The following is a 23,361-nucleotide window of genomic DNA, read 5'->3' as shown; positions in this document are numbered from 1 at the left end:
GCGAGGTGCTGCGAGCGAGAGCGGCTAGACGCGCGCGGGGATTTTCGGGAGGGTGTCGGTGAGGCGGCGATACATGGCTTCGAGGGATTGCGGGAGGACGCGCGTCTCGCTGATCACGGGCATGAAGTTGGTGTCGCCGGCCCAGCGCGGCACGATGTGCGCGTGGAGGTGCGGGATGGAGCCGCCGGAGGCGGAGCCGAGGTTGAAGCCGATGTTGAACGCCTGCGGGTTGAGCGCGGCCTGGAGGAGTTCCTTGGCGAAAACGATTTCGTCCATCAGGTCGGCGCGTTCGGCGGCGGTGAGCTCGGTGAGGTCGGTGGCGGCGCGGAACGGGACGGCGAGCAGGTGGCCGGCGTTGTAGGGAAAGCGGTTCAGCACGAGGTAACTCAGCGCGCTGCGATGGACGATGAGCGCCTGCGCGTCGTCGCCCAGCGCGGGCAACGCCGTGAAGATGTCGCCGGTGTCGGGCAGGCGCGGCGTCTCGATATACTCCATGCGCCAGTAGGCGTGCAGGTGTTGCATTTCGGGGCGACGGTGGGCGACGCGCGCGGGGTTGTCAAAGCGCCGATTGGCCGGGCGGCCCGGGCTTGCGCGCTGGACAATCGCGCGGCGCGCGGTGTGTTGGCGGGATGTCCGAAATCCTGCTCAAAGCGGCGGCGAAACGCGGCGTGCCGATTCCGTCGGGGCTGCTCGACGAGACGGCGCTGGCGGAATTGGCGGCGGCGATCTTCGTGCGGCCGATGCGCGGGGCGCGGCGGATGCCGCGCGAACTGGGCTATCTCGAAACGGCGCAGCGACGGACGTTGCGCACGAGCTGTGGTGAGTTGGCGGCGTGGGAATGGGGCGCGGCGGACGCGCCGCTGGTCGGGTTGGTGCACGGCTGGGAAGGGCACGGGGCGCAGCTCGGGGCGTTCGCGGCGCCGCTGGCGGCGGCGGGGTTTCGCGTGCTGGCACTGGATTTGCCGGGGCACGGCGACTCGCCGGGCGACGAGGCACACGTGCCGCTGGTCGCGCGGACGCTCGTGGAGATCGAGCGCGAGGCGGGGAAGTTTTTCGCGCTGCTCGGGCACTCGATGGGCGCGGCGGGAGCGGCGATGAGCGCGATGCTCGGCACGACGCCGCGCGGACTCGTCTTGCTGGCGCCGCCGCAGAGCCAACTGGAGCGGTTGGAGCGCGTGGCGGCGCGTATGCAGCTCGCAGACGGGTTGCGCGAGCGGTTCGTCGCGGCGGTGGAGCGGCGGACGAAGTCGCGTTGCGCGGAGGTGGACATGCGCGTCGTCGCGCGGCAGGCGCCGTGTGCGCTGTTGGTTTTCCACGACCCGGCGGATGAGGACGCGAGTTTCGCGGCGGCGGAGGAATTCGTAGGGATATGGCGCGACGCGCGGATGGTGGCGGTGCCGGGGCGCGGGCATTATCGGATATTGGCGACGCCGGAGATCGTGCGGCAGGCGGTGGAGTTCGTAAGCGCGTTGCGGGGATGAGGGCGGATGCTCGGCGGCGAGGCGTGCGTGCTGCGGACCCGCGCCCGGAGGTCGCGGGCTACCTGTCGACTTGTAGATCAGGCGTGGGTGCGCAAGCTGGCGGCGTGCGCGCACAATTCGAATGGAGGGTGAAATGATGGATCGGCGACTGACGGTGTTTCTCGTGTTGCTGCTGCCGGTGCTCGGCTGGTCGGCGGTGCGGCCGCATGATTTTTTCACGTGGTTTCTCGAGGTCGTGCCGGTGCTGATCGGCGTGCCGTTGATCGTGGCGGTGCGGCGGCGGTTTCCGCTCTCGACGCTGTTGCTCGTGCTGGTGTGGCTGCATTGCGTGGTGCTGATCGTCGGTGGCCACTACACCTATGCGCGGGTGCCGATGGGGGAGTGGTGGATGCAGTGGTTCGGCTGGACGCGGAACAACTACGACAAGCTGGGGCATTTTGCGCAGGGTTTCGTGCCGGCGGTGCTGGCGCGGGAGATATTGTTGCGGACATCGCCGCTGGGGAATCGTGGCGATGGGCGACCGAGTCGGTGGACGGCATTTCTCGTCGTGGCGGTTTGCCTGGGATTCAGCGCGTTCTACGAGCTGATCGAGTGGTGGACGGCAGTGGCGAGCGGCGCGGCGGCGGAGGATTTTCTCGGGACGCAGGGTTATGTGTGGGACACGCAGTCGGACATGGCGTGGGCATTGGTCGGGGCGCTGGCCGCTTTGACATTGCTCAGTGGCGCGCACGACCGTTCGATGGCGCGCGTCACGCATGGAAGCCGTCCCGAGTCCCGCTAAACCGTCGAGTGTCCCTGCGCCCGCGCGGGTGCCGGCGCAGTTCCTCGCCGCGTTGGGTTTGGCGGGTGGGTTCGTGGCGTTCGTGGCGTGGGATCAGTCGCATTGGTGGCGGGTGAAGGAGGATTACTCGTTCGGCTGGCTGGTGCCGCTGTTCACGGTCTATGCGGTCTACGATCGCTGGCCGCAGATCGCGGGGCGGATCGCGGAGGCGGAGCGTGCCGGGCCGGCGGCGGGTTGGGTGCGTTGGGTGCTGAATGTCGCGGCGACGCTCGGCTTGGTGAGCGGGGCGCTGTTTTTCCTGCTCGGTGCGTTTTATCGGGCGGGCGCGGGCACGTCGCAGCCCGGGACGTTCGCGCTGACGAGCGGCATGGTGGCGGTGGTGCTGGCGCTGTTGTTTTTCAATGTGCCGACGGGAGCCACCGGGGTTGCTGCGGTTGAGTCGGCGCGTGGCGCGGGCGCGATTTTTGCCGAGCCGCGGTTCCGGGTGGCGGCGCTGTTCATCTTTCCGGTCTGCGTGTGGCTGATCTCGGCGCCGCTGGTGTCGGCGGTGGAGTCGCAGATCAGCCTGTTTCTGCTGCGCAAGGTGGTGACGGTGGTGGCGTTCGTGTTCGACGTGCTCGGTTATCCGGTGGAGCAGCAGGGCAACGTGCTGATGTTGCCGAAGGGACCGGTGGGCGTCGCGGAGGCGTGCTCGGGCATCCGGTCGCTGACGGCGTGCCTGTTCGCGGGGTCGTTTCTCGGAGCGATGTTTTTCGACCGGTTGTGGAAGAAAGTTTTTCTCGTGGTCGCGGCGATGGGGTTCGCGTTCGTGATGAACCTCGTGCGGAGCCTGTTCCTCACGGGCTGGGCCTACGCCTACGGGCCGGAGGCGATCAACGGCACGGTGCACGACACGGCGGGCTACGCGGTGCTGGGGCTGACGTGTCTCGGACTGCTGGCGCTGGTGCCGCTGCTGAATTTGAAGCTGGAGCGCTTCATGGCGCCGGAATCGCCGGAGCGTTCGTCTTAAGCGGCGAGCGTTGGTTGCGGTTTCGCGGGTTGGGTTTCGTGGCAACCGGCTGCGGCATGGTCAGACCGGGGAGCGAGATGCGGCAGGGCAAAAGAAAATCCGCGGCTGGGGGCAGCCGCGGATTTGAATTTTTCGGAACTGGGATGATGCGCGCGCTCAGTTCGCCTTCTTCGGCTCGGGGAGGGAGATGAATTCGCTGGCCTTGGCCGGGTCGAGGTAGAGGTGGGCGAGTTTCGTGAGCTCGGCGGCGGTGATCGACTCGGTGTCGGGGAGTCGGTCGCGCGCCCAGCTGAGGCGCTCGGGGGTTTCCTGCGCGGAGGAGAGGACGCTTCCGAGCCAGTAGGGGTTGGTGCGGAGCGATTGGCGGACGCCGGTGAGGATCGGCTGCTTGGCGCGGACGAGTTCCTCTTCTGTGACGCCTTTCTCGAAGAGGCTGGCGGCGGCGGCTTTCATGGCGTCGGCGACGGCGCGGGCTTTGTCGGGGGCGACGGTGGCTTGGGCGACGAGGTGGCCGTAGCCTTTGTAGGTGTCGCTGAGGCTGGCGCCGGCGTCGGGCGAATAGGTGTCGCCCATTTCCTCGCGGATTTTCACGCGGAGGCGGTCGTTGAGCACGGAGGCGAGCATGCTGAGGCGGCGCGAGAGGTGGGCTTCGCGGCCGTCGGTGGCGGGCCAGAAGATCTGCACCACACCCTTGGGAATTTCGGTCACGACGAAGAACTGCTGCGCGGTGGGTTGGCCGAAGCTGACTTGGCGCTCGGCGTCGTAGGCGGGCTTGGCTTCGCGCGGGGGCAGGGCGCCGAAGGTGGCGGCGACGGCGGCGGTGGCGGCTGGGGCGTCGAAGTCGCCGACGATGGCGATCTCGATGGCGCCGCGGGCGAATTGGGAAGTGAGCCACGCCTTCGACTCGGCGAGCGTGCGGGCCATGGCGACTTCCTTGGGCGGGACGCCGAAGCGCTTGTCGCCGTTGGCGAGGAGGCGCGGGACGTCGGTTTGGAGCGGGCCTTCGACGGTGTTGCCGAGGCGGGTGTAGAATTCGTCCAAGCGTTTGGCGAACACACGCATCGACTCGGGACGGAAGCCGGGGTCGGTGAGATAGGCGGCGAGGAGCTGCAACTGGAGTGTGAGGTCGGTCTTGTTGGTGGAGGCGTTGAAGATAAACGCGTCGCCGTTGATGGCGAAGTTCTGGCCGACGGTCTTGCCGGCGAGGATGCGCTGGAGGTCGTCGATGCCGTGTTTGCCGAGGCCGCCGAGCAGGAAGGTGTTGCTCGAGAGGAATGCGAGGCCGGGCTGGTCGGCCGGCTCGGTGAGGCGGCCGCCGCCGATGCGGAGGCTGATGCGGACGCGGCTGGCCTCGAAGTCGGTGGGCTTGAGGTTGACGCGGACGCCGTTGGCGAATTCGAGGAGCGTGGTGCCGAGGTCGTCGACTTTCTGCTCGTGCTTCACGGTGCCGGGCGTGCCGAAGTTGGTGTAGGCGAAAGACAGTTCCTCGATCTTGGCGGGCGGCTTCACCGCGATGGCGCGGCTGGCTTCATAGGCGGCGACGATCTGGGTCTCGGCCTGGTCGAGCGTGAGGTTGCCAGTGATCCAGAGGCGGCGGCCGGTCTGCTCGGCGAAGGCGGCGCGGAGGGCGGCGAGGCAGTCGGCGACGGTGATCTTGTCCAGCGCGGGGGCGAGGAGTTCGAGCTCGGTCTTCGGATGGGTGAAGACGTTTTGGTCGACGAGAGAATCGACGAGCTGCATGGAGAGGCCCTCGGAGCGGCGCGTGGAGGCGGAGCGGACGGCTTGTTCGAGGGCGTTGCGGGTGGCGGCGACGGCCTCCTTCAGCTCGGGCGCCTGGAAGCCGAATTCGAGGGCGCGGCGCAGTTCCTGTTCGCCGACGCCGAGCGCGGCGCGCCATTGCTCGGGCTTGCAGGTGAGTTCGACGGAGGCGTTGCGGAAGAAATCGAATTGCTCCGTCGCGCCGACCTGGCCGCTGAGGAACGGCGCGCCTTCCTGCTTGGCGAGGATGGAGAAGCGGCGGTTGAGCATGCGCAGGGCGAGCTGGCGCGGGAGGTATTTGAGGCGATTGGCGGCGGTGTCGGGCTCGTAGCTGTAGGGCGTGACGGTCTGGATCGACACTTGCACGGCGCCGGCTTCGGGTTCGGAGAGGAGCTTGGCCACGACGCCGTTGACGGCGCTGACGTGGCCGAACGAGGGCTGGAGCGCGGCGGGGGCGCGAGGGGCGATGGGTGCGAGTTTTTCCTTCAGGACCGCTTCGATGGCGGCCGGATCGAAATCGCCGACGGCGATGACGCTGATGAGATCCGGGCGATACCAGGTGTCGTAGAAATTCACGAAGCGCTCGCGCGGGGCCTTCGTGATGACCTCTTCGCTGCCGATGGGGATGCGCTGGATGAAGCGCGCGTCGGGGAGGAGGAATTCGAATTCGCCGATGAACTGGCGGAACTCGATGGAGTCGCGCGCACGCTTTTCGCTGAGGATGATGCCGCGCTCCTTGTTGATTTCGTCGTCGAGGAGCAACAGGCCGCCGGCGTAGTCGGCGAAGAGCGTGAAGGCCTTGTCGACGGTCTCCGCATGGGTGTCGGGCAGCTCGAGCATGTAGACGGTGCGGTCGAAGCTGGTGAAGGCGTTCGTGTCGCCGCCGAAGCTCATGCCGAGGCGCTGGAAAAACTCGATGAGTGTGCCGGGCGCGTAGTGCTTCGAGCCGTTGAAGGCCATGTGCTCGAGGAAGTGCGCGAGGCCGCGCTGATCGTCGGTCTCGTTGAGCGAGCCGGCGCGAACGACGAAGCGGAGACTGGCGCGGCCTTTCGGCTCGTGATTCGGCATGATCGCGTAGCGGATGCCGTTGTCGAGGCGGCCCCATTTCACCGTCGAATCGACGGGCAGGTCGGACGTCTCGTGGGGGAGTTGCGAAGTGATCGGCGCCGCGACGAGCGGCGCGATCGCCAGGCACAGGAGGAAGGCGATGCGGGACAACATGCCGGCACCATCGCCGAGGAGCCGGGCGGTGGCAAGTGTGCGGCCATAGGCAATTCGGGGGAGATTTCCGACTGGCGCGGCCGCGTCGCGTCGGCCAGCGGGGAGAGATTTTTCGTGACCCGGTCGCGCACCGGCTTTCTACTCGGCAAAATGACCAAAGCCAAACGCCAGACGAAACGTCCCGAGGACATCAACGCGGCCCTCGCGAAGAAGAAGGGACCGGTCTCGAAATTCATCGCGCAAAACTACCGCCACTTCAACGCCGCCGCCTTGCTCGATGCGGCGAAGGGCTACGAGGCGCACCTCGCGGCCGGCGGCAAGATGCTCGTCACGCTGGCCGGCGCCATGTCCACCGCCGAGCTCGGCATCACGCTCGCCGAGATGATCCGTCGCGACAAGGTCCACGCCATCGTTTGCACCGGCGCGAATCTCGAGGAGGACATCTTCAACCTCGTCGCGCACGACTACTACGAGCGCGTGCCGCATTACCGTCACCTTACCGCGGCCGACGAGCAGGCGCTGCTCGACCGGCACATGAACCGCGTCACCGACACCTGCATCCCCGAAGGCGAGGCGATGCGCCGCATCGAGGCCGCCGTCGCCGAGGAATGGGTCGCCGCCGACCAGAGCGGGCAGCGGTTTTTCCCGCACGAGTTCATGTATAAAATTCTCCGGTCGGGGAAGCTCAAGAAGAGCTACCAAATCGACCCGAAGAACTCGTGGATGCTCGCGGCCTGCGAGAAGAACCTCCCGATCATCGTCCCCGGCTGGGAAGACGCCACGCTCGGCAACATGTATGCCGGTCGCTGCGTCACCGGCGAAATCAAGAACGTCCACACTGTCCGCACCGGCATCGAATACATGGTGTGGCTCGCCGAGTGGTATACGAAGACCTCGAAGCTCCTGCGCAACGGCGAGGGCTCGATCGGTTTTTTCCAAATCGGCGGCGGCATCGCGGGCGACTTCCCGATCTGCGTCGTGCCGATGCTGCACCAGGATCTCGGCCGCACCGGCGTGCCGCTGTGGGGCTACTTCGCGCAGATCAGCGACTCGACCACGAGCTACGGCAGCTACTCCGGCGCCGTGCCGAACGAGAAGATCACCTGGGGCAAACTCGGCGAGAAGACCCCGAAGTTCATCGTCGAATCCGACGCCACGATCGTCGCGCCGCTGATCTTCAGCTGGGTGTTGGGACGGTAAGCGGAATGTCTCAACACGGAGATCGCAGAGGAAACCAAGGGCCGCCCAGGAATTCCTCTGTGAACTCTGCGGCCTCTGTGTTTAACCAAAGGGGCGCCTCTTGATCTGGCTTTACCGCATTCTCTTTCTGCCGGCTCTGCTCCTCGCCTCGCCGTATTATCTTTGGCGGATGCGGAAGCGCGGCGGCTACGCGGATGGCTTCGGCGGACGCTTCGGCGAGGTGCCCGAGCTGTCGCCGAAGAGCACGCGCCAGCGCGTGTGGCTCCAGGCGGTGAGTGTCGGCGAGATGCTCGCGATCGGGCCGCTGCTCGAAGGACTCAAGCGCGACGGCTGCGAAACCTATCTCACGACGACCACGAGCACCGGCTACGCGCTGGCGAAGGAAAAATACGCCCTGCTCACGATTGGCATCGGCTACTTCCCGCTGGATTTCTGGGCCTTCAACGCGCGGGCCTGGCGCCAGGTGCAGCCCGATCTCTGCATTCTCATGGAAGGCGAGCGCTGGCCGGAACACATCCGCGCGGCCCACGCGCGCGGCGTGCCCGTGCTCTCCGTCAACGCGCGACTTTCCGATCGCAGTTTCCGCCGTTCCGCGCGTTTCAAGTGGGCGGTGCGCTCACTCGCACGTGGCATCACCCGCATCCTGTGCGCCGCGAAGCGCGACGAACAGCGCTTTCGCGCGCTCGGTTTTCCCGCCGACCGCCTCGCCACCACCGGCAACCTGAAGCTCGATGTCTCCATCCCGTTGCTCGACGAAGCGACGCGCAGGACGCTGCGTCGCGAGGTGGGCCTGCCGCCGGACGGTCTCGTGCTGCTCGGTTCGTCAACCTGGCCGGGCGAGGAGGAAGCGCTCGTCGAGGCGCTCAAGACGGCTCGCGCGCATGGGCACCGCGTGTCGCTCCTGCTCGTGCCGCGCCACGCCGAGCGCCGCGATGCGCTCCGCACGATGCTCGCGGGCAGCGGATTGACGTATCACTTCCGCTCCGAGGGCAACGCGTCCGCCGCCGTCGACGTGGCCGTCGGCGACACAACCGGCGAGTTGCGCAAGCTCACGCAGCTGGCCGATCTCGTGTTCGTCGGGAAAAGCCTGCCGCCGCACGATGGCGGCCAGACACCGGTCGAAGCCGCGATCCTCGGGAAGCCGGTGTTGCACGGTCCGGCGATGACGAATTTCCGCGACATCGTCCGCTCGCTCACCGAGGCCGATGCGGTGCGCCGCGTCGAGACGCATGCCGAGCTCGTGCGCACAGCCGTGGAGTTGTTGGAGAACGCCACCGCGCGCGAGCAGCTCGCCGCCGCCGCGCGCGCGTGGAGCGAAGCGAATCGCGGCGCCACGGAGCGCACGCTGGCGGAAATCAGGCGACTGCTCGGTTAGCCCGTCTCCGTTGCGCAAGCGTGCTGGCAAGGTCGCCCGCGACTTCCGGGTGCGGGCGCTTGGGACTCGCCCTCGCGGTGGCCGGACCGCCTCGCGTTTCCCGAGTGAAAAATGACTGCCTGACGGAGTCGTGCGAGAGTGTCGCGCGAGAGACGTGTTGCCGCGCGGGCAGCGGTTGCGCGGCGCCGCGCTCCCGCGAAGCGGGCATGGGGAAGAGTAGCCTAATAGGTTACTCTCTGCCCGACACTGCGACGGCGGGAGCGTGCACGGCGGCGAGGACTTGCGTGGCGATGTCGCGGGCGGCGGTGGGGCGGGCGATGCGGCGGAGTCCGGCGCGCATTTCGCGCCAGCGTTCGCCGTCGTGTGCGAAGATAGTGTGCAACGCCTGGGAAATTTCGTGCGGCGTCTCGGCGAGCGCGCCGGCTCGGTGCGAGCGGAGGAGCTGCCAGTTGCCTTCCTCCTGGCCGGGCACGACCTGGTTCACGACCATCGGGCAGAGTGCGTTGATCGCTTCCTGCGTGGTGGCGCCGCCGGCTTTGCTGATGACGACGTGGTGTGTCATGAGGAGTTCGGGAATGCGGTCGGTCCAGCCGAGAATCTCGCAGTGGGCGGGCGCGGTCCGGACGAGGTGTTCGAGTTGCCGCTTCAGCACGGCGTCGCGGCCGACGGTGAAGGTGATGTGCCAGCTCGACCAGAGCGTGAGGGCCCGGGCGGTCTCCAGCGCGCGCGTGCGGCCGGAGTTGATCATGTAGAGAATGCGGCGCTGGCGCGTGCGTGCGGGGTCGGGCGGCTGGAGCGTCGGGTCGCGGTCGGCAAATGCGGCCGCGACGGGAAAGCCGGAGACGTGGACCTTCGCGGCGGGGACGCGCGCGCGGTGCAGGTAGCCGGCGGACGCGCTGTCGGTGACGAACCACCCGTCCGACGGCGCGCGATACCAGAGCGAGTTGATGGTGAGCGCGTCGGTCACGACGGTGTAGAGCGGCGGCAGCGCGTAGCCGCTGGCGCGGAGCTGCTGCAGGAGCCACGCGTAGACGGGATAAGTGCTGACGAGCACGTCGGGGCGACGGGCGCGGAGGGTTTGCGCGAGCAAGCGGGCGTGGCCGCGCAGCGCGCGCAGCAGGAGCGGGGCGCGCGGCGAGCGGTCGAGCCATTGGTAGAAACTGCTCCAGAGCAGCGGCGCGTGATTGATGACGCGCAGGTAGGCGCGGCGCGAAATCTTGTCGAGGCGCGGGGCCTTCTGGGCGAAGAGGTCGAACACCTCGACCTCGACGCCGGGGTGCTCGGCGAACGCGGCGCGGAGCGCGCGGGCGGCGCTGTTGTGGCCTTCGCCGTAGCTGGCGCTGAGGATGAGGATGCGGCGCATCGGGAAGCGGCGCGCGGCGCCGCGAGTTGAAGTTGGAAGTTTAAGTTGAAGTGGAGCGGGCGGAGGGGGCGGAAATAGTGAGCTGTGAGCGGGTGTGTAGCGTCGTGGCTCGGGTTCTTTCCTCTTCTCTTAATCTTTATCTTTCTCTCGGAGTTGGTTTGCAGCGGCGCAGGGCGACTGGGGGAGAAAGATTAAGAGAAAGAGGAAAGAGAAAGAGTCGGGGCGGTTAGGCGGTGAAGGCGGCGAGGGCGATGGGGGCGGGGAGTTCGGTGAGGTCGGAGTCGTCGGCGGTGGCTTCGGGCTGCGGCATCGGGAACTGGGTGAGGAAATCCTTGAAGTAGATCAGCTCGAAGCGGCCGTCCTGATGTTCGACGATGGCGCTCATCGTCTCGACCCAGTCGCCGGAGTTGAGGTAGTGGATGCCGTCGATCTGCTTGTCGGCCGGCGTGTGGATGTGGCCGCAGATGACGCCGACGCAGCCGCGCGAGCGGGCGAGGGCGGCGACTTGGTCCTCGAATTTGCCGACGAAGGAGACGGCCTGCTTCACGCGCGCCTTGATCGCCTGGCTGAGCGAGAAGTATTCCTTGCCGCGGACCTTGCGCCACCAGTTGTAGACGCGGTTGAGGCGCAGGAGCAGCGAGTAGCCCATGTCGCCGAGGTGGGCGAGGAAGACCATGTTCTTGATCACGCCGTCGAACACGTCGCCGTGGAGCACGAGGTAGCGGCCGCGCGGCGTCTCGAGCACGCAGTCCTCGACGAGCTGGATGCGCTCGAAGGTCATCGGGAGGAGGCGGGCGAGGAAGTCGTCGTGGTTGCCGCGGAGGTAGACGACCTCGGTGTCCTTTTTCTGCACGAGGGTGAGGACGCGGCGGATGAAGCGCGTGTGGGCCTTCGTCCAGCGGCCGTCGCGGGCGAGGCGCCAGCCGTCGATGATGTCGCCGTTGAGGATGAGGCGGTCGCAGCGGACGTGCTTGAGAAAGTGCGTGGCCTCGTCGGCCTTCGAGTGCGGCGTGCCGAGGTGGACGTCGGAGAGGATGGCGGTGCGGACGCGGAGGGTGGCTTTGCTCATGGGCGGGAGGGAGCGGGCGAGGGAAATTCCGGGTTTTGAATTTTCGATTTTGGATGGGCCGGAGCAGTGGCGTGCGTGGCGCGATGCTCGTCGATGGCTTCGGCGAGGTCTCGGGCGAAGCCGTCGACGACGGCGTCCCACGAGAGGCGCGCGGTGGTGGCGCGGCCGGCGCGGGCGAGGCGGGCGCGGAGCGCGGCGTCGTCGGCGAGGCGCACGGCGTGGGCAATGAAGGCGCGCTCGTCACCCGGGGACGCGACGAGGCCGTTTTGCTCGTGGCGGATGAATTCGTGCGCGGCCGCGTAGTCGAAGGCGCTGACGGCGAGCCCGCTGGCGAGTGCCTCGGTGACGACATTGCCGAACGTCTCGGTGTAGCTGGCGTGCAGGTAGAGGTCGCCGCTGGCGTAGTGGCGCGCGAGGTTGGCGCCGGTGTAGAAACCGGTGAACACGGCGTCGGGCCGCTGGCGCTGGTAGGTGGCGAGCATCGGGCCGTCGCCGACGAGCACGAGGCGGGCGCGGGGTTGGGCGGCCTTGATGGCGTCGAAGGCGCGGAAGAGCAGCGGGTAGTTCTTCTCCGCCGCCATGCGACCGACGTGGACGACGACGAGGTCGCCGGGACTGGCGCCCCACGAGGTGCGGAGCTCGTCGTCGCGGCGTGTCGGCGCGAAGAGCTGGGTGTCGACCCCGCGCGAGAGGAGGCGGAGATTCGCGTAGCCTTCGCGCGCGAGCCGCTCGCGCAGGTCGTGCGTGGGCACGAAGGTGCGGAGCGTGCGGTTGTGCACGCGGCGGAGCCAGGCGGTGACGAGCGGCTTGAGAAAACCGAGGCGGTAGTCGCGCGCGTATTGGTCGAAGTTGGTGTGGAAGCTCGAGGTGACGGGCAGACCGAGCCCGAGCGCCGCCGAGATCGCGGAGGAGCCGAGCGGGCCTTCGGTGGCGACGTGGACGAGGTCGGGCGGGTTGAGCGTCCAGAGTTGGCGCAGCCGACGGCGCGCGGGGAAGCCGACGCGCAGTTGCGGGTAGCCGGGCAACGGAAAACCGGGCAGGCGCACCTGGCGGCAGGCGAGGCGCTGGGTCGTGGTGTAGCGCGGCGATTCGTGGCGCTGGCGCGGGCGGACGACGGTCACGCGATGACCGCGCGCAGCGAGGCCGTCGACGAGGCGGCCGAGCGTCATGGCGACGCCGTTGATTTCGGGAGCGTAAGTTTCGGTGACGAGGACGAGGTGCAAAGAGAGGCGCCCGGTCGACGGCGCGGCCGGTCGTCGAGCGGCGGCAGGTTCCCATGCGGGTGTGAAGATCCCGCGGCGGACGCGTGACGAATGCGTGAACAACGCCGGCGCGCCGCGGTCGAAAGTGACAATCGGGTGACGCGAAGGGTTGCCGCTGGCCGAGGGTGCGGCACCCCGTTACCAATGAGGCCCAAGCCATGACTTCCGCCAAACGCCCGAAGCGTTCCGTCAAAATCACCGCCCCCGTCGGTCGCGCGCTCGCCGGGAGCGGCAGCCGGCGGCAGTATTTCAACCGCGAGTTGAGCTACCTCGCCTTCAACCGCCGCGTGCTCGAGCAGGCGCAGAGCCCGGCGAATCCGCTGCTCGAGCGCGTGAAGTTCCTCTCGATCGTCAGCTCGAATCTCGACGAGTTCTTCGAGATCCGCGTGGCCGGCCTGCAACAGCAGCAGGACTCGGCCGGCGGCGAGCCGAGCATCGACGGGCTCACCCCGCGCGAGCAGCTGAAACAGATCCGCGCCGGGGTGGAAAAGCTCGTGCGCGACCAATACCGCTGCTGGCACGAGCTGCTGGTGCCGGCGCTGGCGAAGGAGGGCATCGGCTTCGTCACGCCCGCGCAGCTCGACCCGAAGCAGCGCGCTTGGGTGGAAAACTACTTTGCCACGAACGTCCTGCCGGTGCTCACGCCGCTCGCGATCGACCAGGCGCATCCATTCCCGCAGCTCGGCAACAAGACGATGAACGTGCTGCTCACGCTCGATAATCCAGAGACGCCGGAGATCGAATCGCTGCTCGCCATCCTGCCGGTGCCGCGGAGCCTGCCGCGCCTCATCCTGCTCGACGGCGACGCGAAGGTGCAGCGCTTCGTCTTCCTCAGCGACATCATCAAGCTCTGCGCCGGTGCGCTGTTCCCCGGCTACACGATCCGCAGCGCGCACGCCTTCCGCGTCACGCGCAACAGCGATCTCTACATCGACGAGGAGGAGGTCGAGAACCTGCTCAAGAAGATCGAGGACGAGCTGCGCAATCTTCGCCGCGGCGCCGCCGTGCGCCTCGAGATCGAGGACGGCGTGGACGAGGAGACCTTCGAGACGCTGTGCCGGCATCTGGCGCTGCCGCCGGGCGAGAACATTTTTCGCACGCGCGGACCGTTGAACCTCCTGCGCCTGATGAGCCTCTGGGAGCGCACCGACCGGCCCGACCTGAAATACACGCCGTTCGTTCCGGCGGAGATGCCTTTCCTGCGCGCCAAGCCGCTGCTGTTCGACGTGGTGCGCGAGCGCGATGTGTTGCTGCACCATCCCTACGAGTCGTTCACGCCGGTGGTCGATTTCATCGAGCAATCGGCGACGGACCCGCAAGTCCTCGCCATCAAGCAGACGCTCTATCGCACCAGCGGCGATTCGCCCATCGTCCGCTCGCTCATCGAGGCCTCGCGCCGGGGCAAGCAGGTCACGGCGCTGGTGGAGCTGAAGGCGCGGTTCGACGAGGCGAACAACATCAAGTGGGCGCGCGAGCTCGAGGAGGCCGGCGTGCACGTGGTGTTCGGCCTCGTGGGACACAAGACGCATTGCAAGTGCAGCCTCGTCATCCGGCAGGAGTCCGACGGCCTGCGCCGCTACGTGCACCTCGGCACCGGCAACTACAACCCGAAGACCGCGCGACTCTACACCGATCTGAGCCTGCTCACGGCCAACGTCGATCTCACGACCGAGGTGGCGCAGCTGTTCAACGCGCTCACCGGTTTCGGCCGCACGCCGGAGTTCAAGCACCTGCTGGTCGCGCCGTTCAACTTCCACGCGCGCGTGCAGGAGCTCATCGCCGCCGAGGCCGCGCACGCCGCCGCCGGCCGCCCGGCGCGCATCATCGCGAAGATGAACAAGCTCGTGGACCCCGTGACGATCGACAACCTCTACGCCGCGTCGCAGGCCGGCGTGCAGATCGACCTCATCGTGCGCGCGACGTGCTGCCTCGCACCCGGCATCAAGGGCCAGAGCGAGAACATCCGCGTGCGCAACCTCGTCGGGCGCTACCTCGAGCACGCGCGCATCTACTACTTTGAGAACGGCGGCTCGCCGCACCTCTTTGCCGGCAGCGCCGACTGGATGACGCGCAATTTCTTCCGCCGCGTCGAGGCGCTGTTCCCGATCTACGATCCGGACCTGCGCCGGCGCATCGTGGACGACATCCTCCCGGCGGAACTGCGCGACAACGTCGACGCCCGCCGCCTCCAGCCCGACGCGCTCTACGCGCCCGTGCCGCGCGGCGAGGGCGAGATGGCGTTTTCCGCGCAAACCTACTTCATGCAGGAAGCGACCGCGCGCGCCGAGTCGGCTGTCGAGGTGGCGCCGCAGCCCTGATCCCGATGGCCGGACGACTCATCGCCATCGGCGACATCCACGGCTGCGCCGACGAGTTCGAGGAACTCCTCGATAAGCTCGCCCCGCGCGACGACGACCGCGTCGTGCTGCTCGGCGACTTGATCAATCGCGGTCCGGACAGCGCGCGCGTCATCCAGCTCGCGCGCCGGCATGCGACGGCGTCGCTGCTCGGCAACCACGAGTTGCGGCTGATCAATTACCGGAAGACCGACGACCCGAGCCATCTCAAGAAATACGACTACGCGACGCTGGAGCAGATCAACGGCAAGGCGTGGGACTACCTCGAGGCGATGCCGCTGACTTACGAGGACGCGGAGCACGAGACGGTGTTCGTGCACGGCGGCTTTCTGCCCGGCACGCCCTGGAAGAAACAGCCGGCGCGCGTGGTGACGCGCATCCAGGTGGTCGACGAGGACGGCGAGCCGCGCAAGCGCTCCGAGGCGCCCGGCGCGCCGCATTGGTCGGAGTTGTGGAAAGGACCGCCCTTCGTCGTCTACGGCCACACGCCGCGCGAGAAGGTGGCGGAGACGAAGTGGACGCTCGGCATCGACACCGGCTGCGTGCTGGGCGGGGCGCTCACGGCGGTGATTTTTCCCGAGCGCAAACTGGTCCAGGTGCGGGCGCGCCGGCGTTATTACACGAACGGCTAGGGCATGGGGCGCCGCGGCCGTTTCGCTCGGAGCCGGGAGACTTTCCTCCTCTCGGAAAAACCGGAAAATAAGGGTTGCCGGTGGCGGGCGGCGCTTTTTAACGGATAGCTTTTATCCGCATGAGTTCCCACGGGCCGAAGCGCGTCTACACTCCCCAGTCTCTGGAATTCTGGTTTGAGAGACTGGCGGCCGATTGGGAGCAGTTCTTCGAGTCCGGACCGGTCGAACGCGGCCACCAGATGTATCGCGACAGCGAAATCCGCGAGATCGAGCTCGGCGCGAAGGACGCCATCATCCACCGGAAGGTCGACAAGAAGGAGGAATACGCCGTCATCGAGTGGGAAGGGGACCAGCTGCGCGTCCGCTCCTCCACCACGGACGCCACGCTCGCGCACGCGATCGCAGTCGCCGGCCTGCACGAGATCGAGGAACTCGTGGCCGACGAGATGTCCGGCAAGCTCGCCGTCGGCAGCACGCCACCCATGCCGATGACCCGGAACGGTCACGCGAACGGCGAGACCAACGGCCACGGCGTGAAGTCCGAGCCAAACGGCAACGGCAAGGATCGCGACCTGCTGCTCAGTTTCACCGCGACCGGCGAGGGGCTGGTTTTCCTGGCTTATTGGAAGCAGGGCAAGAATCGCATCCCCGCGCTCGGCAACACCGCGATCCACCCGACCGCCGCCGAGCGCGCGAAGCTCATCGCGCTGGCCACCTACGCGCGCAAGGCGCACTTCCGCTACAACCAGGCCACGCACGCCTACGCGATGGAGTCGCTGGCGGATATCCCCGGCTTTCTCAAGGACGTGCTGCCGCACTGGAAGAAACACTTCGGCGTCGAGGTCGATGCGAAGGTCGACTCCCTCAAGCTCGGTGCGCGCACGGTCGAGATCGAGGCGGTCGCCGAGCGCAAGGCCGCCCGCGGCAGCGCGGGCGCGAACGAGGCGGGCGGGCTGAACCTCCGCTGGATTTTCCGCGCGGGCGAAAAGCTCCTCACCGACGAGCAGGCCGCCGCGCTGTTGAAGCACGGTCGCACGCCGTTCCTCGTGCCGGACCTCGGCATCGTCACGATGGCGCAGGAAAAGTGGGACAGCCTCCAGCAGTGGCAGAAGAATCTCGAGGAGGCCGAGTCGACCGGCGATGTGCCGCCGTATCTGATTTTCTCCCTCTTCAACGACAGCCGCATCAAGGTCACGCTCGGGTCCGAGGTGGAAGCCTGGCGCCAGAAGGTGCTCACGCCGCCCGCGGAGCCGCCCGCGCTGCCGGAGTATTTGCGCAACTACCAGCGCCGCGGCGTCGAGTGGATGCACCACCTCTGCGAGACGGGCTGCCACGGCCTGCTGGCTGACGAGATGGGTCTCGGCAAGACGGCCCAGGTCATCGCGCTGCTCAAGGCCCGCCCGATGGCGGAACTGCGCCACATCGTCGTGTGCCCCGCGAGCGTCGTGCCGGTGTGGCGTGAGGAGATCGCGCGCTTCTTCCCCGAGGCGAAGGTCGAGACGCTGAAGTCCGGCCATGATTTCAACAACACCAAGGGCGCCTGCATCTGGCTCGCGAGCTACACGCAGCTGCGCAAGCACCGCGCCCTGCTCGACGCGGCGAGCTTCGGCTACGCCGTGCTCGACGAGGGCCAGTTCATCAAGAACCCCGATGCGAAAGTCACGCAGGCGTGCTTCGCGCTGAAGGCACAACACCGCCTCGTGCTGACCGGCACGCCGCTCGAGAACCGCCAGCTCGATCTGTGGTCGATCTTCCGCTACCTGCTGCCCGGCCTGCTCGGCTCGCGCGCCGGGTTCGAGTCCGCGCTCGCCGCCGATCGCGACGCCACGATCCAACGCCTGCGCGCGCAGATCGAGCCGTTCAAGCTCCGCCGCACGAAAAACGAGGTCGCGACCGAGTTGCCGCCGAAGGTGGAAATGGATCTCCTTTGCCCGCTCACCGAAGTGCAGCGCGCCGAATACGCGCGCATCTGCTCGGAAGGCCTGCAACGCCTCGGCGAGGACATCACGGTCGCGCTGCGCGAGAAATCCTTCGGCTTCCTCGCCCTGCTCACGCGCCTGCGTCAGGTGTGCTGCGATCCGGATTTGCTGCCGTGGCTCAACGCCCCGCTCAGCGACTCCGGCAAACTTCAGCTGCTGATCGAGAAACTCACCGAGGTCGTCGGCTCCGGACACAAGGTCGTCATCTTCTCGCAATTCGTCACGCTGCTCGACCGCGTGCGCAGCGCGCTCGCGGCGCATTACCCGGATCTGCCGCGTTACGAGATCACCGGCATGACGGTCGACCGGCAGAAGCCGGTGAAGGATTTCCAGTCGGCGCAGGGCGCGGCGGTCATGCTCGTCTCGCTCAAGGCCGCAGGCACCGGTATCACGCTGCATGCGGCGGATTACGTCTTCCTGCTCGATCCGTGGTGGAATCCGGCGGTCGAGGACCAAGCCATCGACCGTGTGCACCGCATCGGCCAGACGAACACCGTGTTCGTCTACCGCATGGTCACGGCGGGCACGATCGAGGAGCGCATCCAGGCGCTCAAGGCCGACAAGAAAGCACTCTTCGACCAGATCGTCGGCGGTCACGCGGGCGACTTCGAGTGGACGAAACACTTCTCGTCGCTGAACAACCTCATCCAACTCACCGCCGTCGCGGCGGAATCGGCCGAGACGAGCGGTTGATGGCCTGAGGTGGGCGTCGCTGTCCCCAGCGACGCCGAGACATTCGCGCGCGGCACGGGTGGGGGACCTGCTTTGTCGTCGTAGGAACAGTGACGACTCTCCCGGTCGCGTTCACCGTGGCTCCGCCGCGCCGTTTGGTTTTCCGCGTTCGTCACACGGGCGTCACGAAAGCGTAACAATCGCCCGGTATTCTGCGCGGACGCGTCGGGCACTTTCCGATGCGCCAAACCCGGAACACCGTAACCATGCTGAACCTGAAATCCAAACTGCTCGCGACTGCCGCCGCGCTCTTCGCCGCCAGCGTCGCGCTCGCTCAAGATAGCGGTCCCTTGATTGATCTGCTGGTCAAGAAGGGTCTGATCCAAGACCAGGAGGCGGAAGAGCTCCGTGCCGAACTCGCGCGCGACGCGAGCGCCGGCATCCTCTCCACGATCTCCGGCGGCAAGAGCACGGTCGGCCTGTCGCTCAGCGGCCGCCTGCAAATCCAGTATGCCGGTCTCGGCACGGATATCGACGGCGCCGCCAGCCAGCCGGCTCCCACCAGCCACTTTTTCCTTCGCCGCATTTATTTTGGCGTGAAGGCCAATCTCGGCAACGGCTGGAGCAGCACGTTCAACTACGACTTCGCCGGCTCGACCTTCGACCAGGCCTTCGTCACCTGGCGCAAGGACGACGCACTCTCCGTCGACGTCGGCTTCCGCAAGGCTCCGATCGGTCTCGAGGAATGGTATACCTCCAGCGGCAGCCTGAAGGCGATCGAGCGTTCGCCCGCCACCCGCTACTTCGTCGAGAGCAACAACGGCCGCCGTCTCGGCGCCGGCAGCTATCGCATCGGCGTGTTCGCCAGCGGCAAATTCGACAACGGCGTCTTCTACACCGTCGCCGCCACCAATCCCGAGCGCAACGAGGACGGCACCGCCGGCGTGACCAGCGCGGGCAGCAGCGCGAACAACAGTCTCTCCTACTGGGGTAATCTCGGCTACACGAAGAAACTCGAGAGCGGCCTGACCTACACGGTCGCCGGCTCGTTCGGCCTCCTGCCCGACCAGGGCGGCCCGTCCAACACCGGCCTCGGCAAGGGCGATGACATGGCGGTCTACTCGGTCTGGGGCACGGTGGCCAACGGACCGTTCGAGGTCATCGGCGAATACTTCTGGGGCACGGTCGATCACGGCATCAACGCCTCCCGCGACGCCGAGCCGAAAGCCTATTACCTGCAGCCCTCCTACAAGATTTCGGACACCCTCGAAGCCACCGTCCGCTACACCGAAGTCAACGCGGGCGCTCGCGGCGTGAATCTCAGCGACGGCATCCGCTCGGCTCCGGGCGGCGGCACGATGAAGAACATGACCGAGTGGTATTACGGCCTCACTTGGTTCTTCCGCGGCAACGACGCCAAGCTCCAGCTCGGCTACATCCACGGCGAGTCCAAGGACACCGTCACCGGCGCCTCCGCCAAGGCCACCACCGACGGCATCCGCTCGCAGATGCAGATCAACTTCTAACGGTCTCCGACCCTCATCGACATCCTCCCATGATCAAAAAATCGATTCTCCTCCTCGCCGCGGTCGCCACCGCGGCCACGCTCTCCGCCCAGAAGATCGTCATCAAGGGCTCCGACACGCTCGGCGCGAAGCTCGTGCCGATGCTCGCCGAAGACTACAAGGCCAGCCACCCCGGCGTGGCCTTCGAAATCGCCGCTGAAGGTTCGACCACCGGCATCGCCGCCATCATCGACGGCACGGCCCAGATCGGCATGTCGTCCCGCCGCGCGAAGCCGACGGAGCTTTCCGCCGGCACCGCGAAAGGCGTCACGATGAAGCCCACGATCGTCGCTTACGACGGCATCGGCGTCATCGTCAACCAGGGCAACTCGGTCGGCACGCTCACCAAGCGCCAGGTCGAACAGATCTTCACCGGCGAAATCACCGACTGGTCCCAAGTCGGCGGTAACCCGGGCAAGATCTCGATCTACACCCGCAACACGTCCTCCGGCACCTACTCCGACTTCAAGGAGCTCGCGATGAAGAAGCGCGACTACGCCGGTTCCTCCCAGAAGATGGCCGGTAACGAGCAGATCGCCGCCGAAGTGGCCAAGAACCCGAACGGCATCGGCTACGTCGGCCTCGCCTACCTCCACGACCCCGGCATCAAGACCGTGTCGATCGAGGGCGCGCTGCCGACCGAGGAGAGCGTGATCGCCAAGAAGTATCCCTACGCCCGCCCGACGTTCTACTACACCAACGGCGAGCCGAGCGGCGAAGCGGCCAAGTTCCTCGAGTTCACCCTCAGCGACGAGGGCCAGAAGACGGTCCGCAAGGTCGGCTTCGTGCCGGTCCGCGCGCTCAACTGAGTTTGCCTGTAAGTCTGTGCTGACTTCACGCCCGCAGTCGTCCCTCGGCTGCGGGCGTTGCTTTGTCACAAAACCGTAACCTGGCCCGGTTGCGCGCGCCACGCCCCGCGCCCGACCATCGCCCCCACTTTTCATGGCCGAAACCGCCACCGCCGCCCGTCCCACCCGTCTCCCGACCAGCGAGGCACTGCTGCGCCGTCAGCGCGGCTGGTTCTTCGGGTTGAGCGGCGATCGCGTCGCGAAGGTCGTCTTCCAAAGCAACGCGGCGATCTCGATCCTCGTGCTGGCGCTGATCACCTTCACGATCTTCCGCGATGCCGTCGGCTTCGTGCCGCAGAACCGGCAAAACCTCGAGATCTACCGCCTCGCCGGCCTCGAATTCACCGACCACCTGCGCCGCGAAGTGGAGGACTATTCGGCTTTCAATCGCTACCTCGGCGCGATCCGCTCCGACCGTTTCGCACAACTCCAGCGCTCCGGCCTGTCCATCGCCGCCGCACAGGCGCAACTCGCCGACTTCGACGCCTACGCGAATCGCGTCGCCGACGCGATCTCCGCGCACGAGACGATCCTCGGCACGCTGACCGACACCGCGACCTCCCTCAAGGAACGCCAGAAAGTCGCGCAAGACACCGCCCACGCCCGCGCCGACCTCGAACGCGCGCTGCCCACCGCCACGCCGGCGCACGCCGCGGAGTTGCGCCGCCAGATCGAGACCCTCGTCCCCGAGACGATCAACTTCCGCACCGAAGTGCAGGCGATGAAGGACCAGCTCCCGGAGATGAAGACCGCCAACACGGCCCTCGCCGCCACGCTCGCCGACCTCGCCGCGCACGCGCCGCGCTTCAGCGACGCCGCGCTCGATGCGCGCCTCGCGCATTTCACCGAGCTGATGCAGCAGTTTCCCGCGCAGCTCGCGGCCGCCACCAAACGCATGGAAACGTGGGACCAGCTGAAGCCGGTCTCGTTCGCGGAATCCCTGACGGCATTCGCGTTCGGGCGCGACTGGATCACGGCGAGCTTCTGGCAGGACTGGTATGGCATCCTGCCCCTGTTCTTCGGTTCGCTGCTCATCTCGATCATTGCGCTGGCGATCGCCATTCCGCTCGGCATCGCGGCCGCCGTCTACGTCAATCAAGTCGCGCGCCCGGTGGAGCAGCGCTTCATCAAGCCCACCATCGAATTCGTCTCCGCCATCCCGAGCGTCGTGCTCGGCTTCTTCGGCATCGCCGTCCTCGGCGAATCGTTGCGCAAGCTCTCGCAACTGCCCGCGCTCGATTGGGTGCCGGGCTTTCCGTTCTCCGAGCGCCTGAACGCTACCACCGCCGCGTGCCTGCTCGCGCTCATGGCCGTGCCGACGATCTTTTCGCTCGCCGAGGACGCGATCAACAACGTGCCGCGCTCCTTCAAGGAGGCGTCGCTCGCGCTCGGCTCCACGCGCCTGCAGACCATCGTGCACATCATCATCCCGTCCGCGCTGTCGGGCATCATGGCCGCCATCCTCCTCGGCCTCGGTCGCGTGATCGGCGAGACCATGGTCGTGTTGCTCTGCGCGGGTAACCGGATTCAGATCCCCGACTTCACCGCCGGCATCGGCACGGCGTTCCAACCGGTGCACACGATGACCGGCATCATCGCGCAGGAGATGGGCGAAGTCGTCCGCGGCAGCCTGCACTACCGCGCGCTGTTCATGGTCGGCGTGTTGCTCTTCCTGATTTCCCTCCTGATCAACTGGCTCGCGCAGAAAATCGTGCGCCGCTACCGCATCGCCGCCTCATGACGCAGCCCAGCGACCGACTCTTCACCCAGCCGACTTTCGCCAAGCGCGCCGAGGCGACCGTGTTCTGGCTGTTGCGCGCCGCGACGTATTTCGTGCTGCTGTGCGCCGCCGTGATCTTCCTCGATATCGGCGTGAAGGGTGGGGCGGTGATCTTCAAGACCCACGCGCCGTTCATCAACACGACCTTCCTCACCGAGTCGCCGGAGACGCTCAACGTCTTCGAGCTGCACGGCGAGAAACGCCAGATGGGCGACCGCGATTTCCGTGCCTTCAAGGCCGAGCACGCGGCCGAGCTGAAGGACGTCCGCGTCGAGACCTACGTCTATTCGGCCGGCGGCATTTTCCCGAACATCGTCGGCACGGTGCTGCTCGTGGTCGGCTCGATGACCATCGCCCTGGTGCTCGGAGTGATCAGCGCGATCTATCTCAGCGAATACGCGACCGACGGCCCGTTCATCCGCTTCCTGCGTCTCGCGATCGTCAATCTCGCGGGCGTGCCGTCGATCGTCTACGGCCTGTTCGGTTTCGGCCTGTTCGTCATCGGCCTGAACATGGGCGTGTCGCTCCTCGCCGGCTGGCTGACCTTGGCGTTCATGGTGTTGCCGATCATCATCACGGCTTCGGAGGAAGCGCTGCGCGCCGTGCCCAAGGGTTACCGCGAAGGCTCGCTCGCGCTCGGCGCGACGAAGCTCCAGACGATCTTCACCAACGTCCTGCCCTACGCGCTGCCGGGCATCCTCACCTCGTCCGTGCTCTCCATCGCGCGCGTCGCGGGTGAGACGGCGCCGATCATGTTCACCGCGGCGTTCGTCGTGCGCGACGAGATGCCGTGGCAGGTGAAGCACGCCATCGACTTCGTGTTCCAGGGCGTGATGGCGCTGCCGTATCACATCTACGTCGTCGCCTCCAAGATCCCCCAAAACGATTACACGCGCGACGTCCAATACGGCACCGCGTTCGTCTTCCTCTTCACCGTGGCGGCGATCGCCGCGACCTCGGTCGTGCTCCGCGTTCGCCTCCGCAAGAAATACAAATGGTAAGAGCCACT

17 protein-coding genes are annotated in these 23,361 nt (G+C 66.9%); 12 read left to right on the top strand and 5 right to left on the bottom strand.

Annotated elements, in window-relative coordinates:
• Nucleotides 1–24: 24 nt before the first annotated feature.
• Nucleotides 25–522 carry an HIT domain-containing protein gene (locus KF715_04365; GenBank protein MBX3735903.1) on the bottom strand — a complete coding sequence of 166 codons (498 nt, stop codon included), beginning with the start codon at nucleotides 520–522 and terminating at the stop codon, nucleotides 25–27.
• A gap of 107 nt (nucleotides 523–629) precedes the next feature.
• Between KF715_04365 and KF715_04360 the strand changes: the two genes are divergently transcribed.
• The 3 genes from KF715_04360 to KF715_04350 all read left to right on the top strand — a co-directional run bounded on the left by KF715_04360 (nucleotide 630) and on the right by KF715_04350 (nucleotide 3,271).
• Nucleotides 630–1,481: an alpha/beta hydrolase gene (locus KF715_04360; GenBank protein MBX3735902.1), complete on the top strand. Its 852-nt coding sequence runs from the start codon at nucleotides 630–632 to the stop codon at nucleotides 1,479–1,481.
• A 136-nt stretch (nucleotides 1,482–1,617) separates the two neighbouring features.
• Complete coding sequence (locus KF715_04355; GenBank protein MBX3735901.1) at nucleotides 1,618–2,262, top strand: DUF2238 domain-containing protein; 645 nt, start codon at nucleotides 1,618–1,620, stop codon at nucleotides 2,260–2,262.
• Entirely contained in the window at nucleotides 2,237–3,271 is a 1,035-nt protein-coding gene (locus KF715_04350) for an exosortase/archaeosortase family protein (GenBank protein MBX3735900.1), read from the top strand. Before KF715_04355 ends, KF715_04350 begins: the two co-directional genes overlap by 26 nt.
• A gap of 156 nt (nucleotides 3,272–3,427) precedes the next feature.
• Here KF715_04350 and KF715_04345 read toward each other — a convergent pair whose 3' ends face one another.
• Nucleotides 3,428–6,250 (bottom strand): insulinase family protein, encoded by a 2,823-nt coding sequence (locus tag KF715_04345; GenBank protein MBX3735899.1) that lies wholly within the window; start codon nucleotides 6,248–6,250, stop codon nucleotides 3,428–3,430.
• Between the two features lie 150 nt (nucleotides 6,251–6,400).
• On the opposite strand from KF715_04345, the gene KF715_04340 reads away from it, so the two are divergent.
• Nucleotides 6,401–7,450 (top strand): deoxyhypusine synthase family protein, encoded by a 1,050-nt coding sequence (locus tag KF715_04340; protein MBX3735898.1) that lies wholly within the window; start codon nucleotides 6,401–6,403, stop codon nucleotides 7,448–7,450.
• Between the two features lie 100 nt (nucleotides 7,451–7,550).
• Nucleotides 7,551–8,825, top strand: a complete 1,275-nt coding sequence (locus KF715_04335; GenBank protein MBX3735897.1) for a 3-deoxy-D-manno-octulosonic acid transferase — start codon at nucleotides 7,551–7,553, stop codon at nucleotides 8,823–8,825.
• A gap of 229 nt (nucleotides 8,826–9,054) precedes the next feature.
• On the opposite strand, the gene KF715_04330 is transcribed toward KF715_04335, so the two are convergent.
• The 3 genes from KF715_04330 to KF715_04320 all read right to left on the bottom strand — a co-directional run bounded on the left by KF715_04330 (nucleotide 9,055) and on the right by KF715_04320 (nucleotide 12,480).
• A complete protein-coding gene (locus KF715_04330; GenBank protein MBX3735896.1) occupies nucleotides 9,055–10,188 on the bottom strand; it encodes a galactosyldiacylglycerol synthase in 1,134 nt (377 codons plus the stop codon).
• Between the two features lie 226 nt (nucleotides 10,189–10,414).
• Nucleotides 10,415–11,257 carry a UDP-2,3-diacylglucosamine diphosphatase gene (locus KF715_04325; protein MBX3735895.1) on the bottom strand — a complete coding sequence of 281 codons (843 nt, stop codon included), beginning with the start codon at nucleotides 11,255–11,257 and terminating at the stop codon, nucleotides 10,415–10,417.
• Nucleotides 11,254–12,480: a glycosyltransferase family 1 protein gene (locus tag KF715_04320; GenBank protein ID MBX3735894.1), complete on the bottom strand. Its 1,227-nt coding sequence runs from the start codon at nucleotides 12,478–12,480 to the stop codon at nucleotides 11,254–11,256. Before KF715_04320 ends, KF715_04325 begins: the two co-directional genes overlap by 4 nt.
• A 197-nt stretch (nucleotides 12,481–12,677) precedes the next feature.
• Between KF715_04320 and ppk1 the strand changes: the two genes are divergently transcribed.
• The 7 genes from ppk1 (at nucleotide 12,678) to pstA (ending at nucleotide 23,353) form a co-directional block, all read left to right on the top strand.
• Nucleotides 12,678–14,837 carry a polyphosphate kinase 1 gene (gene ppk1 / locus KF715_04315; protein MBX3735893.1) on the top strand — a complete coding sequence of 720 codons (2,160 nt, stop codon included), beginning with the start codon at nucleotides 12,678–12,680 and terminating at the stop codon, nucleotides 14,835–14,837.
• 5 nt (nucleotides 14,838–14,842) lie between these two features.
• Nucleotides 14,843–15,508 carry a metallophosphoesterase gene (locus KF715_04310; GenBank protein ID MBX3735892.1) on the top strand — a complete coding sequence of 222 codons (666 nt, stop codon included), beginning with the start codon at nucleotides 14,843–14,845 and terminating at the stop codon, nucleotides 15,506–15,508.
• Between the two features lie 119 nt (nucleotides 15,509–15,627).
• Nucleotides 15,628–18,180: a DEAD/DEAH box helicase gene (locus tag KF715_04305; GenBank protein MBX3735891.1), complete on the top strand. Its 2,553-nt coding sequence runs from the start codon at nucleotides 15,628–15,630 to the stop codon at nucleotides 18,178–18,180.
• Nucleotides 18,181–18,425: 245 nt separating this feature from the next.
• Entirely contained in the window at nucleotides 18,426–19,685 is a 1,260-nt protein-coding gene (locus KF715_04300) for a porin (protein MBX3735890.1), read from the top strand.
• Between the two features lie 32 nt (nucleotides 19,686–19,717).
• Nucleotides 19,718–20,533: a phosphate ABC transporter substrate-binding protein gene (locus KF715_04295; protein ID MBX3735889.1), complete on the top strand. Its 816-nt coding sequence runs from the start codon at nucleotides 19,718–19,720 to the stop codon at nucleotides 20,531–20,533.
• Nucleotides 20,534–20,666: 133 nt separating this feature from the next.
• A complete protein-coding gene (pstC, locus tag KF715_04290) occupies nucleotides 20,667–22,313 on the top strand; it encodes a phosphate ABC transporter permease subunit PstC (GenBank protein MBX3735888.1) in 1,647 nt (548 codons plus the stop codon).
• On the top strand, nucleotides 22,310–23,353 hold the full coding sequence (pstA, locus tag KF715_04285; GenBank protein MBX3735887.1) for a phosphate ABC transporter permease PstA: 1,044 nt from the start codon (nucleotides 22,310–22,312) through the stop codon (nucleotides 23,351–23,353). The genes pstC and pstA overlap by 4 nt, the downstream gene beginning before the upstream one ends.
• Nucleotides 23,354–23,361: the final 8 nt, after the last annotated feature.

The organism is Candidatus Didemnitutus sp. (assembly GCA_019634575.1).
Taxonomy (GTDB): Bacteria; Verrucomicrobiota; Verrucomicrobiia; order Opitutales; family Opitutaceae; genus Didemnitutus.
The sequence above is the reverse complement of the archived record's forward strand: the minus strand, read 5'-3'. Positions and strand labels throughout refer to the sequence as shown.